The sequence below is a fragment of the Thermocrispum agreste DSM 44070 genome (assembly GCF_000427905.1).
GTDB classification, from domain to species: Bacteria; Actinomycetota; Actinomycetes; order Mycobacteriales; family Pseudonocardiaceae; genus Thermocrispum; species Thermocrispum agreste.
On sequence record NZ_ATYX01000006.1, the window covers coordinates 99,116 to 114,407 of the forward strand.

Below are 15,292 nucleotides of genomic sequence, written 5' to 3' on the forward strand. Positions count from 1 at the left end.
GCGGATTCGTAGACTGCAGAACGTGACCGACAACGCTTCTCGCCCCAGCACTGATCTGCCCACCGCATGGAACCCGGCCGAGCACGAGGCCGAGCTGTACCAGCGCTGGGTAGACGCGGGCTACTTCACGGCGGAGGCGGACTCGGAGAAGCCGCCGTACACCATCGTGCTCCCGCCGCCGAACGTCACCGGTGCGATGCACATGGGGCACGCCCTGGACCACACCCTGATGGACGCGCTGACCAGGCGCCGCCGCATGCAGGGCTACAACGTGCTGTGGCTGCCCGGCACCGACCACGCGGGCATCGCGACGCAGAACGTCGTCGAGCGCGAGCTGGCCAACGAGGGCCTGTCCCGCCACGACCTCGGCCGCGAGAAGTTCGTCGAGCGCGTGTGGGAGTGGAAGGAGACCTACGGCGGCAAGATCCTGTCCCAGATGCGCCGCCTCGGCGACGGCGTGGACTGGACCCGTGAGCGCTTCACGATGGACCAGCAGCTGTCCCGCGCGGTGCAGACGATCTTCAAGAAGCTCTACGACGACGGGCTGATCTACCGCGCCGAGCGCATCATCAACTGGTGCCCGCGGTGCCACACCGCGCTGTCCGACATCGAGGTCGAGCACGCCGACGTCGACGGCGAGCTGGTGTCGATCCGCTACGGCGACGGGGAGAACTCCATCGTGGTGGCCACCACCCGGGCCGAGACGATGCTCGGCGACACGGCGGTGGCCGTGCACCCGGACGACGAGCGGTACAAGCACCTGGTCGGCACGGAGGTGGAGCTGCCGCTGACCGGCAGGCGGATCCCGATCGTGGCCGACGAGCACGTCGACCCGGAGTTCGGCACCGGTGCGGTCAAGGTCACCCCGGCGCACGACCCGAACGACTTCGAGATCGGCAAGCGGCACGACCTGCCCGCGCTGACGATCATGGACGAGCAGGCCGTGATCACCGCGCCCGGCCCGTTCCAGGGCCTGGACCGGTTCGAGGCACGGCCCGCCGTGGTGGCGGCGCTGCGGGAGCAGGGCCGGATCGTCGCGGAGAAGCGCCCGTACGTGCACGCGGTCGGCCACTGCTCGCGGTGCGACACGATCGTCGAGCCCCGGCTGTCCATGCAGTGGTGGGTGCGTGTGGCGCCGCTGGCGAAGGCCGCCGGCGACGCGGTGCGCGACGGCCGGACCACCATCCACCCGCCGGAGCTGGCCAAGCGCTACTTCGACTGGGTCGACGACATGCACGACTGGTGCATCTCGCGCCAGTTGTGGTGGGGCCACCGCATCCCGGTCTACTACGGCCCGGACGGCCAGGAGATCTGCCTCGGCCCGGACGACGAGCTGCCGCCGGGGGAGTGGGAGCAGGACCCCGACGTGCTGGACACCTGGTTCTCCTCCGGGCTGTGGCCGTTCTCCACGCTCGGCTGGCCGGAGGACACCGCCGACCTGCGCACGTTCTACCCGACCACCGTCCTGGTCACCGGCTACGACATCCTGTTCTTCTGGGTGGCCAGGATGATGATGCTGGGCACCTACGCGATGGACGGCAAGCAGCCGTTCGACCACGTGTTCCTGCACGGCCTGATCCGCGACGCGACGGGCAAGAAGATGTCCAAGTCGCGCGGCAACGTCATCGACCCGCTGGACTGGCTGAACGAGTTCGGCGCGGACGCCACCCGGTTCACTCTGGCCCGCGGGGCGAACCCGGGTGCCGACATGGCGATCGCGCGGGAGTGGGCCGCTGGGTCCAGGAACTTCTGCACCAAGCTGTGGAACGCCAGCCGGTTCGCCCTGATGAACGGGGCGCGGGTGGCGGACCTGCCGGAGGGCGCCGAGCTCACCGACGCGGACCGGTGGATCCTGGACCAGCTCGACCAGCTCGTGGTGCAGGTGGACGAGCGGTTCGAGCAGTTCGAGTTCGCCAAGTTGTGCGACGCGCTCTACCACTTCACCTGGGACGAGTTCTGCGACTGGTACGTGGAGCTGGCCAAGGTGCAGCTGGCGGAGGGCGGCCAGCGCGCCGAGACCACGCGGGTGGTGCTCGGCCGGGTGCTGGACACGCTGCTGCGGCTGCTGCACCCGGTGATCCCGTTCGTCACCGAGGTGCTGTGGACGTCGCTGACCGGCGGGGAATCGCTGGTGATCGCCGAGTGGCCGAAGCCGGCCGGGCAGCAGCCCGACCAGGCGGCGGCGCGACGGATCGCGGACGTGCAGCGGCTGGTGACCGAGATCCGGCGGTTCCGCTCCGACCAGGGCCTCAAGCCGGGGCAGCGGGTGGCGGCCCGGCTGTCCGGCCCCGGACTGGCGGAGCTGGCCGCGCACGAAGCGGCGGTGCGCTCGCTGGCCCGGCTGAACACGCCGGACGACGGATTCGATGCCACGGTCTCGGTCGAGGTGAACCTGACCGGCGGCGTGGTGGCGGTGGAACTCGACCTGTCCGGCGCCGTGGACGTGGCCGCGGAGCGCAAGCGCGCCGAGAAGGACCTGGCCGCCGCCCGCAAGGAGCTGGAGCAGGCCGAGAAGAAGCTGTCCAACCCGTCGTTCCTGGAGAAGGCACCGGCCGACGTGGTGGAGAAGGTCAAGGCGCGCAAGGCCGCGGCGGAAGCCGACATCGAGCGGATCACCGCCCGGCTGGAGGCGCTGCCGACCGCCTGATCACCCGAGGTGTGCGACAGCCGGCCCTCCGCCGTCGCGAGGGCCGGCTGTCTGCTGCGGACGGCTACTGCTCCGGCTGCTCTTCGGCGTCGGCTTTCTGTTTCTCGCCGGCTTTCTGTTCCTCCTTGCGGTGCCGGTAGAACGGCACATCCGCGGGCGGCAGGGGGGTGTTGCCCGTGATCAGGTCGGCTGCCTTCTCCGCGAGCATGATCACCGGCGCGTAGATGTTGCCGTTGGTCAGGTACGGCATCACCGAGGCGTCGACCGCGCGCAGCCCTTCCACCCCGTGCACGCGCATGCTGAGCGGATCGACCACGTCGTTCTCGCCGATACCCATCCGCGCGGTGCCGCACGGGTGGTAGGCCGTCTCGGCGTCCTTGGCCACCCAAGCCAGGATCTCCTCGTCGGTCTGCACCGACGGCCCCGGCGAGATCTCGCCCGCGTCGTACGGTCGGAGAGCGGGCTGGCTGAGGATCTTGCGCGCCACGTGAATCGCCTCGACCCACTCCTTGCGGTCGTTCGGCGTGGACAGGTAGTTGAACCGCAGCGCGGGTGGCTCTTTCGGGTTGGCGGACTTGATCGTCACCGACCCGCGCACGTCGGAGTACATCGGCCCGATGTGCACCTGGTAGCCGTGTTCCGCGCCGACCGGTGTGCCGTCGTAGCGCACCGCGATCGGCAGGAAGTGGAACATCAGATTGGGGTAGTCGACCTCGTCGTTGCCCCGGACGAAGCCGCCCGCCTCGAAGTGGTTGGTCGCTCCGGGTCCCTTCCTGCCGAGCAGCCACTGCAGGCCGATCTTCGGGCGGTTGCGCAGCTTCAGCGCCGGGTTGAGGCTGATCGGCTGCTTGCACGCATGCTGCACGTACACCTCGAGGTGGTCCTGCAGGTTCTGGCCGACGCCCGGCAGCGGCGCGACCACGTCGATGCCGAGCGGGCGCAGCAGCTCGGGATCACCCACCCCGGACAGCTGGAGCAGCTGCGGGGTGTTGAAGGCGCCGCCGCACAGGATGACCTCTCCCGCGCTGACCCGGCGCACGCGGCGGCTGCCGAAGCGGGTGTACTCCACGCCCACGGCGCGCTTGCCGTCCGGCCCGCCGAAGACCACCCGGTGCACGTGGCAGAGGGTCTTCACGGTCAGGTTCTCCCGGTGCTTGACCGGGTGCAGGTAGGCGCGAGCGGCCGACCAGCGCCTGCCGTTCTTGATGGTGCGGTCGAACCGCGCGAAGCCTTCCTGCCGGTAGCCGTTGACGTCGTCGGTGAGCGGGTAGCCGGCCTGGGTCGCCGCCTCCAGGAAGGCGGAGAACAGCGGGTTGGTGGCCGGGCCGCGCTCCAGCCAGAGCGGGCCGCCCTGGCCGCGCCAGTCGTCCGCGCCCGCCGTGCAGTGCTCCATCTTCTTGAAGTAGGGCAGGCAGTGCGCATAGTCCCAGGTCTCCATGCCCGGGTCGGACGCCCAGCGCTCCAGGTCCATCGGGTTGCCGCGCTGGAAGATCATGCCGTTGATGGAGCTGGAGCCGCCCAGCATCTTGCCGCGGCCGTGGTAGACGCGGCGGCCGCCCATGTACGGCTCGGGCTCGGACTCGTAGCGCCAGTCGTACAGCGGGTTGCCGATCACCATCGTCAACGCCGCCGGCATGTGCGTGAAGATGTCCCAGGAGAAGTCGCTCCGGCCGGCTTCCAGCACGAGGACGGTCGTCGACGGGTCGGCGGACAGCCGGTTCGCCAGCACGCAACCGGCCGAACCGCCGCCCACGATCACGTAGTCGTACGTCGCGGTGCTCATACGCCTCCGTTCCCGGCGAACCAGCGCAGCGGCGCGGGCCGCGTGTTCTGGTAGATGTGCTTGCTTTCCCGGTACTCGTCCAGCCCGGTCGGCCCCAGTTCCCGGCCGATCCCGGACTTGCCGAAGCCGCCCCACTCGGCCTGCGGCAGGTACGGGTGGTAGTCGTTGATCCAGACGGTGCCGTGCCGCAGCGCCCCGGCGACCCGCTGGGCGCGCGAGGCGTCGTTGGTCCACACGGCGCCGGCCAGGCCGTACTCGGTGTCGTTGGCCAGCCGGACGGCTTCTTCCTCGGTGCGGAACCGCTCGACGGTGACCACCGGTCCGAAGACTTCCTCCTGCACGATGGCCGAGTCCGAGGCGACGTCGGTGAAGATCGTCGGCCGCAGGAAGTAGCCGTCGCGCAGCTCGGGGTCGTCCGGCCGGGTGCCGCCGCACACCAGCCGCGCCCCGTCGGCGACCGCCTGCTCGATGTACTTCTCCACCTTCGCGCGGTGCTCGGCGGAGATCAGCGGCCCGCATTCGGTGTCGTCGTCCAGGCCGTTGCCCAGCACGATCGCCTCGGCCCGGCGGGCCATTTCGGCGACGAAGTCGTCGTGGATGTCCTCGTGCAGGATCAGCCGCGAACCGGCGGAACACACCTGGCCGGAGTGCAGGAACGCCGCGGCGAGGGCGTAGTCCACCGCCGTGTCGAGGTCGACGTCGGCGAAGACCACGTTCGGGTTCTTGCCGCCCAGCTCGAGCGCGACCCGCTTCGGCCCGGCCGCGGCGGCGGCCATGATCCGCCGTCCGGTGGCCAGCCCGCCGGTGAACGAGACCATGTCCACGTCCGGATGGGAGACCATGCGTTCGCCCACCACGGCCCCCGACCCAAGCACGAGGTTGACCACGCCGTCCGGGACACCGGCTTCGGCGAGCAGCCGGACCAGGTGGATGGTGGTCATCGGCGTCAGCTCGCTCGGTTTGACGACCACGGCGTTGCCCGCGGCCAGCGCCGGAGCGATCTTCCAGGAGATCTGCAGCAGCGGGTAGTTCCACGGCGCGATGAGCGCGCAGACCCCCACCGGTTCGTGGACGATGCGGCTGATCGCGTCCGGATTGCCGGTGTCGACCACGCGCCCGGCGTCCTTGTCCGCCAGGTCCGCGTAGTAGCGGAAGACCGACACGACGTCGTCGACGTCGATGCGGCCCTCCTTGACGGTCTTTCCGGTGTCGAGGCACTCGGTGCGCGCCAGCTCCTCGCGGTCCCGCACCAGCAGGTCCGCGACCCGGCGCAGCAGGTCGCCCCGCTCGGTGGCGCTGGTCGACCCCCACCACTCGGGCTGGGCACGCTTCGCCGCGGCCACTGCGGCGTCGACATCCTCCGCCGTGGCCTCCGAGACGGTCGCCAGCTCCGAGCCGTCGAACGGGTTGTAGATCGTGCGTGTGGCGGGCGTCTGTGCCGTGGAATTGGTCCAGGCCCCCGCGATGAACAAGTCCTTCATGCCGCCGAAGTCATCCGCTCGGGTACGTCGTTCCGGCACGTCGAGCTCCGCGGGCCGACGCGGCCCGTCCGGGAGCCGCCGTCCTCGTCGACGGCGTACGGCGTGCCGAGCCCACCCTACGCTCGGCCGTCGCGGCGCACACGCCGACCGACGGCCAAAGTTGCGTAGTCCGAAACCAGTGTACTGATGCGCAACAGAGTCACGGAGGTTGCGGCGGGTCGTCACATCGCGGCGCCAGCCGCCAGGGTAGCGATTACTGTTGCGACATGGGCAACTCGCCGCACGACCGTGAGGCGGGCGTGGTGCAGTCGGTCGATCGCGCCATCGCGATCCTGGAACTGCTCGCGAGCGCGGGCGAGGCAGGCATCACCGAGATCGCCGAACACCTCGGCGTCCACAAGTCGACCGCTTCCCGCCTGGTGGCCACGTTGCAGGCGCGCGAGCTGGTGGAGCAGCACGGCGAGCGCGGCCGCTTCACCCTGGGCATCGGCGTGCTGCGCTTCACCGGGGCCCTCGGTCGTCAGTCCGAGATCGTCCGGGTCGGGACGCCGTTGTGCGAGGAGCTGGCGGACAAGCTCGGCGAATCGGTGCACATCGCGGTGCTCGACGGCGCCGACGTCATCAACATCTGCGAGGCGCGCGGCCCTGCGGCGGTGTCGACACAGAACTGGATCGGACAGCGGACGCCTCCGCACACGTCCTCCAGTGGCAAAGTGCTGCTGGCCGCCGCGTCACGGGCGCAGCAGGACGAGATCCTGAGCAAGGAGCTGGAGGCGGTCGCGCCGCGCACGATCACCGACCCGCGCAGGCTCCGCGAGGAACTGGAGCGGGTACGCCGCGACGGCTACGCGGTGGCCATCGAGGAGTTCGAACCTGGCTTGCACGGCGTCGCGGTGCCGGTGCACGGCAGGGGGGACGCCGTGATCGCTGCAATCAGCGCCTCCGGGCCGGCCTACCGGATGAAGCGCAAGCAGATGCGCGAGATGGTCGCCGAGCTGCAGGTAGCTGCGCGCGAGCTGTCCGCGCGCCTGGGCCACCGGTGATCCGGTCGTAAGCGGCACCCGATCGTTCGCCCATTGGGCGGTATTGACAACCCCGGCCGTCCGACTGCATCGTCGAAGTTGCATATAGGCCAATTAGTTGCGTACTACGCGACCCAGCCGCTTCGGCTTGGCCTCCCGACCGTCGTGGACGTGGCGGTGCCTGTATGCCTTCCATGCGTCGCGCCGACCGAGGCCTGCGCGTGCGCCGCAGGAGCCGGGGCTGGGCGAAGTGGCGAGGCTGCACGGTTCGTGTCGCGCAGGCGAGCACCGAGGGAGTACCGCGATGCCTGAACCGCACGCCGGCAGGTATCACCTGCCGATACCGGACGATCCCCGCCCGTCGGCGACGGCGGTCGATGTGCGCAACCAGCACCCGCCCTTCTCGCCGCCGCGGCCAGTGCGTCCCCCGGAGGGCGCGCCGAACGTGGTGGTGGTGCTCATCGACGACATGGGCTACGGGGCACCGAGCGCCTACGGCGGGCCCTGCCACATGCCCACGGCCGAGCGGCTGGCCGCAGGCGGCCTGCGCTACACCCGTTTCCATGTCACGGCGCTGTGCTCACCGACCCGGCAGGCGTTGCTGACCGGGCGCAACCACCATTCGGTGGGAATGGGCGTGACCACCGAGATGTGCAGCGCCGCCCCCGGGTACAACGGCATCCGGCCGCGCAGTGCGGCCACGTTGGCCCAAGTGCTGGCGGGCAACGGGTACAACACGGCGGCGTTCGGCAAGTGGCACCAGACGCCGGTGCGGGACGTCAGCCCTGCCGGCCCGTTCGACCGGTGGCCGACCGGGGAAGGGTTCGAGAAGTTCTACGGCTTTCTCGGCGCGGAGATGAACCACTGGTATCCGCTGCTGTTCGACGGCACCACGCCGATCGAGCCGGACCGCCGCCCCGAGGACGGCTACCACCTGTCCGAGGACCTGGTGGACCAGGCGATCTCCTGGATCACCGACCAGCACACCCTCAAGCCGGATGTGCCGTTCTTCGTCTATCTGGCCTTCGGCGCCACGCACGCGCCGTACCACGTGCCCAAGGAGTACCGGGAGAAGTACCGGGGCAAGTTCGACCACGGCTGGGACCGACAGCGCGAGATCACCCTGCAGCGGCAGAAAGAGCTGGGTGTCGTGCCACCGGACACCGAGCTGGCGCCGTGGCCGGACGACGTGCCGCACTGGGACGAGCTGTCCGGCGCCGAGAAGCGGGCGGCGGCCTCGTTGATGGAGCTGTACGCCGGGTTCGCCGAGCACACCGACGTGCAGGTCGGGCGGCTGGTGGACGCGTTGGAACGGCTAGGCGTGCTGGACGACACGCTGATCGTCTACATCCTGGGCGACAACGGCGCTTCCGGGGAGGGCGGTGTCGGCGGCACGCTGAACGAGCACCGGATCGCCAGCGGGCTGGTCGACTCCGCCGAGTTCATCAACGCGCACGACGACGTGCTGGGCGATCCGACCACCCACGTGCACGGGCCGGTCGGCTGGGCGCTGGCGATGAACACCCCGTTCCAGTGGACCAAGCAGGTCGCCTCCCACTTCGGCGGCACCCGGGACGGCATGATCATGCACTGGCCGAACGGGATCGCCGACCGCGGCGGCATCCGGCAGCAGTTCCACCACGTCATCGACATCATGCCGACGATCCTGGACGTGGCCGGGATCCCGCAGCCGGCCTCGGTCGACGGGGTGGCGCAGCAGCCCATCGAGGGCACCAGCATGCGCTACACGTTCGACGACCCGGACGCCGAGGACCGGCGGCGGGTGCAGTACTTCGAAATGGTCGGCAACCGCGGCATCTACCACGACGGCTGGATGGCGGTCACCCGGCACGGCACGCCGTGGGAGATGGTGCAGTCCGGCACACCGCGCTCCTACGACGACGACGTCTGGGAGCTGTACCACGTGGCCGAGGACTTCTCCCAGGCGCGCGACCTGGCTGCCGAGCACCCGGAGAAGCTGCGCGAGCTGCAGCAGCTGTTCATGATCGAAGCGGCCAAGCACAACGTCTTCCCGCTCGACGACCGGATGACCGAGCGGGAGAACCCCAAGGAAGCGGGCAGGCTCGACCTGCACGGCGACCGCAACGTCATCACGTTCCACGGCCCAGGGCTGCGCCTGACCGAGGAGACCGCGCCGAACGTCAAGAACCGCTCGTTCACCATCACCGCCCAGGTGGAGATCCCGGACGGCGGCGCAGGCGGGGTGATCGTGGCGCAGGGCGGTCGCTTCGGCGGCTGGTCGTTCTACCTGGTGGACGGCAAGCCGAGCTATGCCTACAACTACTTCGGGCTGTCCGTGCAGAAGATCACCGCCCCGGCACCGCTGCTGCCCGGCAGGCACGAGTTGGTGTTCGACTTCAGGTACCACGGCGGCGGGGTCGGTCGCGGCGGCACCGGGGCGCTGCTGGTCGACGGGGAGAAGGTGGCGCAAGGACAGATCGAGGCGACGATCCCGTACTACTTCGCCTTCGACGAGACCTTCGACGTCGGCTGCGACCGGGCGACCCCGGTGACCGACGACTATCCGGTGGTCGACAACGCGTTCACCGGCACGCTGCACACGGTGCGGTTCGATCTTGCCGACGACCAGTGCAGCGATCTGGCCAGCGAGCAGGCGAGGGAGCGGTGCCGTGCCGCCCACGAGTGACGGCGGCGGACGTTCCGGCTGTTGCGGTGTCTCCGCCGCACGCACGGGTCCAGGCGGCGCCCCGGCTATGCCGCAGTCACCCGAGGTGTCGGCATCGCGGGCCTCCGGGGCGCGGCCGGAGGTTCCGGCGGCGCGCACATCGGCTCGTTCGCCTGACGCTCGGCCGCCCGGCGACCCGCCCGGCACCGATGGCCTGATCCGGCTCGACGGCGGCGAATTCCTCATGGGCAGCGAGGATCCTCGGGCGTATCCGGAGGACGGGGAAGGACCGGTGCACCGGGTGCGGCTCGCCCCGTTCCTGATCAGCCCGACCGCGGTGACCAACGCCGAGTTCGCCGCCTTCGTCGAGGCCACCGGCTACCGCACCGAGGCGGAACGGTACGGCTGGTCGTTCGTCTTCGCGGGCCTGCTCCCGGACGACTTCCCACCGACCCGCGGGGTGGCGGCGGCGCCGTGGTGGCGGCAGGTCGAGGGCGCAGACTGGCGGCATCCGTGCGGTCCGCAGTCCGATCTCGACGGGCTGGAGGACCACCCGGTGGTGCACGTGTCGTGGCATGATGCGGCGGCCTACTGCGCGTGGGCGGGGGTACGGCTGCCGACCGAAGCCGAGTGGGAGTACGCCGCCCGCGGCGGGCTCACCGGCTGCGCGTTTCCGTGGGGCGACGAGCTCGAACCCGGCGGCAAGCACCGGATGAACGTCTGGCAGGGAACCTTCCCACAGCACAACACCGAAGCCGACGGGTGGCTGGGTACATGTCCGGTGCGGGAGTACGAGCCCAACGCTTTCGGTCTCTACAACATGACCGGAAACGTGTGGGAATGGTGCCATGACTGGTTCGACCCGACGTACTACCTGCGTCGCGTCGGTGACAACCCGCGCGGACCCGAGTCGGGCGTGCTGCGCAGCACGCGCGGCGGTTCGTACCTCTGCCACGAGTCGTACTGCCGCCGCTACCGGGTCAGCGCCCGGCAAGGACTGACGCCGGACTCGTCCACCGGGAACACCGGATTCCGGGTCGCCGCCGACGTCCCGCGGAGCTGACGACCGCCCGAAGCAGCAGGCGCCCGCCGCATCGCTGCGACGGGCGCCCAGCGGTCGGTGAACGACCGGATCAGTGATGAATCAGTTCTGCGGGAAGCCGAGGTCGACTCCGCCGTGCGACGGGTCGAGCCAGCGGCTGGTGATCACCTTGGTGCGGGTGAAGAAGTGCACCGCGTCGGGTCCGTAGGCATGCGTGTCGCCGAACAGCGACGCCTTCCAGCCGCCGAACGAGTAGTACCCGACCGGGACCGGGATGGGCACGTTCACGCCGACCATGCCGACCTCGATCTCGTGCTGGAACCGGCGCGCCGCACCACCGTCGTTGGTGAAGATCGCGGTGCCGTTGCCGTACTGGTTGCTGTTGATCAGCTCCACCGCCTCCGGGTACGAGCCGGCGCGCACTACGGACAGCACCGGGCCGAAGATCTCGTCGGTGTAGATCGACATGTCCGGCTTGACGTGGTCGAACACCGTGGGGCCGAGCCAGAAGCCGCCGGGCTCGCCGTCGATGGTGTGCTCGCGGCCGTCCAGCACCAGCTTGGCGCCCGCTTCCAGGCCGGCGTCGATGTACGAGGCCACCTTGTCCCGGTGCTGCTTGGTCACCAGCGGGCCCATCTGGCATCCCGCCCGCTTGCCGTCTCCGACGTGCAGTTTCTTGGCCCGCTCCACGATCTTGTCGACCAGCTCGTCACCGATCGGGTCGACCGCGACCACCACGGACACCGCCATGCAGCGCTCACCCGCCGAGCCGAAACCGGCCGACACGGCGGCGTCGGCCGCGCGGTCGATGTCCGCGTCGGGCAGCACCACCATGTGGTTCTTCGCGCCGCCGAGCGCTTGCACCCGCTTGCCGTGCGAGGTGCCGGTGGCGTAGATGTAGCGCGCCACCGGGGTGGAACCGACGAACGAGATCGCCTTGACGTCCTCGTGCGCCAGCAGGCCGTCCACGGCCACCTTGTCACCGTGCAGCACGGTGAACACGCCGTCCGGCAGGCCCGCCTCCTTCAGCAGCTGGGCGAGCAGGATCGACGCGGACGGATCCTTCTCGCTCGGCTTGAGCACGACGGCGTTCCCGCACGCCAGCGCGGCCGGGATGAACCACAGCGGCACCATGGCCGGGAAGTTGAACGGCGAGATGATGCCGACCACGCCGAGCGGCTGCCGGATCGAGTACACGTCGATGTTGGTCGAGACGTTCTCGCTGAAGCCGCCCTTGAGCAGCGCGGGGATGCCGCAGGCGAAGTCGACCGACTCGATGCCGCGGGCGATCTCGCCCAGCGCGTCGTCGACCACCTTGCCGTGCTCGCTGGTGATGATCTCGGCCAGCTCGCGCCGCTTGGCGTCGAGCAGGCTGCGGAAGGCGAACAGCACCGCCTGCCGCTTCGCCAGCGAGGTGTCCCGCCACTTCGGGAACGCGGCCTTCGCGCTGGCCACGGCGGCCTCGATCTCCTTGGGGCCGGCGAAGTCGACCCGCGCGGTGACCTCACCCGTCGCCGGGTTGTAGACCTCACCGCTGCGCTCGGCCTCACCGTCCCACAGCTTGCCGTCGATCCAGTGCGTGATTCGCGCGGTCATCGCGTAACCTCCTGTGCCGCCGCCACGGCGTCCCGAATGGCTGCCAAGCCTTCGTCGATTTCCTCGGTCGTGATCGTCATCGGTGGGGCCAGCCGGATGACGTTGCCGTGCAGACCGCCCTTGCCCACCAGAACACCCCGTGCCCGGGTCTCCTCCAACACCGCCGTCGCCAGGGTCGGGCTGGGAACCTTCCCGCCCGGCTCGACGAGCTCGATGCCGACCATCAGCCCCTTTCCTCGCACTTCACCGATGATGTCGTGATCGTTGGCGATCGCCTGCAGGCCGGTGAGCAGCCTGGCGCCTTGCACAGCGGCGTTGCGTTGCAAGTCGTGCGACTCCACGTAGTCGAGCACCGCCAGCGCGCCGGCGGTGGCCACCGGGTTGCCGCCGAACGTGGAGATCGAGTTGGCGCTCAAGCAGTCCATGATCTCCGCGCGCCCGACCACACCACCGATCGCCAAGCCGTTGCCGAGGCCCTTGGCGAACGTCATCAGATCCGGCGTGACCCCGTGCGCCTGGATGCCCCAGTAGTGCTCCCCGGTGCGGCCCCAGCCGGTCTGCACCTCGTCGGAGATGAACAAGATGCCGTACTCGTCCAGGACCTCCTTGAAAGCCGCGTAGAGGCCGTCCGGTGGCACGGTGAACCCGCCGACGCCCTGGATGGGCTCGGCGATCATGCATGCCACGTCGCCCGAGGTCGCCGTTTGGAGCACATCGCGCAGGTCGTCCACACAGGCCTGGATGTACTCCTCGTCGTCGAGGTGCGCGAACGGGCTGCGGTACCGGTAGCCGCCGTGCACGTAGGACACCCGCACCGGCGACAGCGCGCTGGCCGACCAGCCCCGGTTGCCGGTGACGCCGACGGTGGCGAACGCCCGGCCGTGGTAGCTGTTGCGGATGGCCAGCACCTGGTCGCTGCGGCGGTACTGGGTGGCCAGCAGCAGCGCGGTCTCGTTGGCCTCGGTCCCGGAGTTGGTGAAGAACACCTTGGCGTCGGGGATGCCGGACAGCTCGGCGATCCGCTCGGCGAGCTCGACCTGGCTGCGGATGAGATACAGCGTCGAGGTGTGCAGCACCCCGGAGTCGAGCTGCTTGCGGACCGCGTCGTTGACCTCGGCCACCCCGTAGCCCAGGGCGTTGGTCAGGATGCCCGCGAAGAAGTCCAGGTAGGTTCGACCAGTCGAGTCGGTCACCCGCCGTCCGTTGCCGTGCACGATCTCGATGGGTTCGTCGTAGTACAGCGCCAGCCAGCTGGGTAGCACGGCGCGGTGCCGATCGATGAGCTCCATGTCTCGAGTGTCGCCGCGGCCACCGGCGGACACCATGCACAACATGTATCGCCTGCGCGGCAATCGCCGTACATTGTGTCTTAACCGGCGGGAAACTTACGCCGGCACGGCCGCCGCGAGGGGGAGGAGAAACCGGTGTATCCGACGATTTCCGAGGTGCTGCGGCTGGAGCCGCTGCGGGTCGGGCGGCCCAGCGTGGTGGCCGGGGCCGGTGGGCTGAACAACCGGGTGCGCTGGGTGCACGTGGTCGAGGTGCCCGAGGTCGCACAGCTGCTCAGCGGCGGCGAGCTGGTGCTCACCACCGGCGTGGCGATGCCCAAGGACGACGACGGGCTCGCCGCCTACATCGACCAGCTGGCCGAGATCGGGATCGCCGGCCTGGTGATCGAGCTGGTGCGCCGGTGGACCGACCGGCTGCCGCCCGCGCTGATCGCCGCCGCGGACCGGCGTGACCTGCCGGTGATCACGCTCGCCGAGGAGACCCGCTACGTCGCGGTGACCGAGGCGATCGCCGGGATGATCTCCGAGGCGCAGGTCGCCGAGCTGCGTGCCGCGGAACAGATTCACGAGACGTTCACCGCGCTCACCGTCGCGGGTGCCGAGCCCGCGGAAGTGCTCCGGGAGGTCGTGGCGGCGTGCGGGCGCCCGGTGGTGCTGGAGACGCTCGGCCACGACGTGCTCGCCTACGACACCGCGGGCGAGTCGGCGAGCGAGCTGCTGGCCAACTGGGCGGAGCGGTCGAAAGCGGTGACGGTGGACGAGCGCACCGGGTGGGACGAGGATGCCGGCTGGCTGGTGACGGTGGTCGGGGCCAGGCGCAACGACTGGGGCCGGCTGGTGCTGATGTGCCCCGAGGAACCCAACCACCGGCTGATCGTGCTCATCGAGCGGGCCGCTTCGGCATTGGCCGTGCACCGGCTGGCGGCACGGGAACGGGAGAGCCTGGAGCGGCACGCCCACCGAACCTTGCTGTCCGAGCTGGTGTCGTCGCCGGTCGCGCCGACCGACCTGGCCGCACGGGCGAACGCGCTGGGGGTGCCGCTGCAGCATCGCAGGCTGGTCGGGGTGTCGGTGCGTCCGCGCACGCTCACCCCGCCGGGGCGGCGGCCTGCGATGGCGATGGCGACCCAGGAAGTGCTGCGTGACCTGGCGGAAGCGACCGTGCTGGCCGCGCGCCGCACACGAGTCGACGCGCTCGTCGGCGTCGTCGACGACACCGACGTCACGGTGTTGCTGTCGCTTCCCCTGCAAGCGGACGTGGACACCGTGCTGTCCAGGCTGTCGTCGTCCATTCACCGGGCCTCCGCCGCGGCGGCGCAGCCGATGCCGGTGGTGATCGGCGTCGGGACGGCGGTCGAGGAGATCTCCCAGGCACGCCGCAGCCTGCTGGAAGCCGGGCAGGTCGCCAGGGCGGTACCGGTGCAGCCGAATCCCTCGGGGGAATCGAAGGGATTCCACCGGCTGCACGACGTGCGGTTGCGCGGCCTGCTGCACCTGCTGGCCGACGACGAACGCGTCGTGGCGTTCACCGAGCGCGAGCTCGGCCCCCTGCTGGCGCGTGACGAGGCACGAGGGAGCCGCCTGGTGGACACGCTCAAGCACTACTGCGTGCACGGCGGCAACAAGTCCGCTGCGGCTGCCGCGGCGCACCTCTCGCGCACCGCCTACTACCAGCAGTTGGCGCGCATAGAGCAGGTTCTCGGTGTCTCGCTGGACGACCCGGAGTCGGTGCTGTCGCTCTACGTCGCGTTGCTCGCCCGGGAGATCCGCCAGTCGCGCTGACGG

9 protein-coding genes are annotated in these 15,292 nt (G+C 70.0%); 5 read left to right on the forward strand and 4 right to left on the reverse strand.

Annotated elements, in window-relative coordinates; translation table 11 throughout:
- The first annotated feature begins 22 nt into the window (after positions 1-22).
- Complete coding sequence (locus YWY_RS0102645) at positions 23-2,647, forward strand: valine--tRNA ligase (protein ID WP_028846344.1); 2,625 nt, start codon at positions 23-25, stop codon at positions 2,645-2,647.
- 64 nt (positions 2,648-2,711) lie between these two features.
- On the opposite strand, the gene betA is transcribed toward YWY_RS0102645, so the two are convergent.
- Positions 2,712-4,430, reverse strand: coding sequence for a choline dehydrogenase (gene betA, locus YWY_RS19945; protein ID WP_051309579.1), 1,719 nt, complete (start codon positions 4,428-4,430; stop codon positions 2,712-2,714).
- Positions 4,427-5,911 (reverse strand): aldehyde dehydrogenase family protein, encoded by a 1,485-nt coding sequence (locus tag YWY_RS0102655; RefSeq protein WP_028846345.1) that lies wholly within the window; start codon positions 5,909-5,911, stop codon positions 4,427-4,429. The genes betA and YWY_RS0102655 overlap by 4 nt, the downstream gene beginning before the upstream one ends.
- A 266-nt stretch (positions 5,912-6,177) precedes the next feature.
- On the opposite strand from YWY_RS0102655, the gene YWY_RS0102660 reads away from it, so the two are divergent.
- From YWY_RS0102660 to YWY_RS0102670, 3 genes are all read left to right on the forward strand, one after another.
- Positions 6,178-6,954, forward strand: coding sequence for an IclR family transcriptional regulator (locus YWY_RS0102660; RefSeq protein WP_028846346.1), 777 nt, complete (start codon positions 6,178-6,180; stop codon positions 6,952-6,954).
- A gap of 283 nt (positions 6,955-7,237) precedes the next feature.
- Complete coding sequence (locus tag YWY_RS0102665; protein WP_028846347.1) at positions 7,238-9,601, forward strand: arylsulfatase; 2,364 nt, start codon at positions 7,238-7,240, stop codon at positions 9,599-9,601.
- 67 nt (positions 9,602-9,668) lie between these two features.
- A complete protein-coding gene (locus tag YWY_RS0102670; RefSeq protein WP_028846348.1) occupies positions 9,669-10,643 on the forward strand; it encodes a formylglycine-generating enzyme family protein in 975 nt (324 codons plus the stop codon).
- An 81-nt stretch (positions 10,644-10,724) separates the two neighbouring features.
- On the opposite strand, the gene YWY_RS0102675 is transcribed toward YWY_RS0102670, so the two are convergent.
- On the reverse strand, positions 10,725-12,218 hold the full coding sequence (locus YWY_RS0102675; protein WP_028846349.1) for a CoA-acylating methylmalonate-semialdehyde dehydrogenase: 1,494 nt from the start codon (positions 12,216-12,218) through the stop codon (positions 10,725-10,727).
- A complete protein-coding gene (locus YWY_RS0102680; protein ID WP_028846350.1) occupies positions 12,215-13,507 on the reverse strand; it encodes an aspartate aminotransferase family protein in 1,293 nt (430 codons plus the stop codon). Before YWY_RS0102680 ends, YWY_RS0102675 begins: the two co-directional genes overlap by 4 nt.
- A 135-nt stretch (positions 13,508-13,642) precedes the next feature.
- On the opposite strand from YWY_RS0102680, the gene YWY_RS0102685 reads away from it, so the two are divergent.
- Positions 13,643-15,289: a PucR family transcriptional regulator gene (locus tag YWY_RS0102685; RefSeq protein WP_028846351.1), complete on the forward strand. Its 1,647-nt coding sequence runs from the start codon at positions 13,643-13,645 to the stop codon at positions 15,287-15,289.
- Positions 15,290-15,292 lie beyond the last annotated feature (3 nt).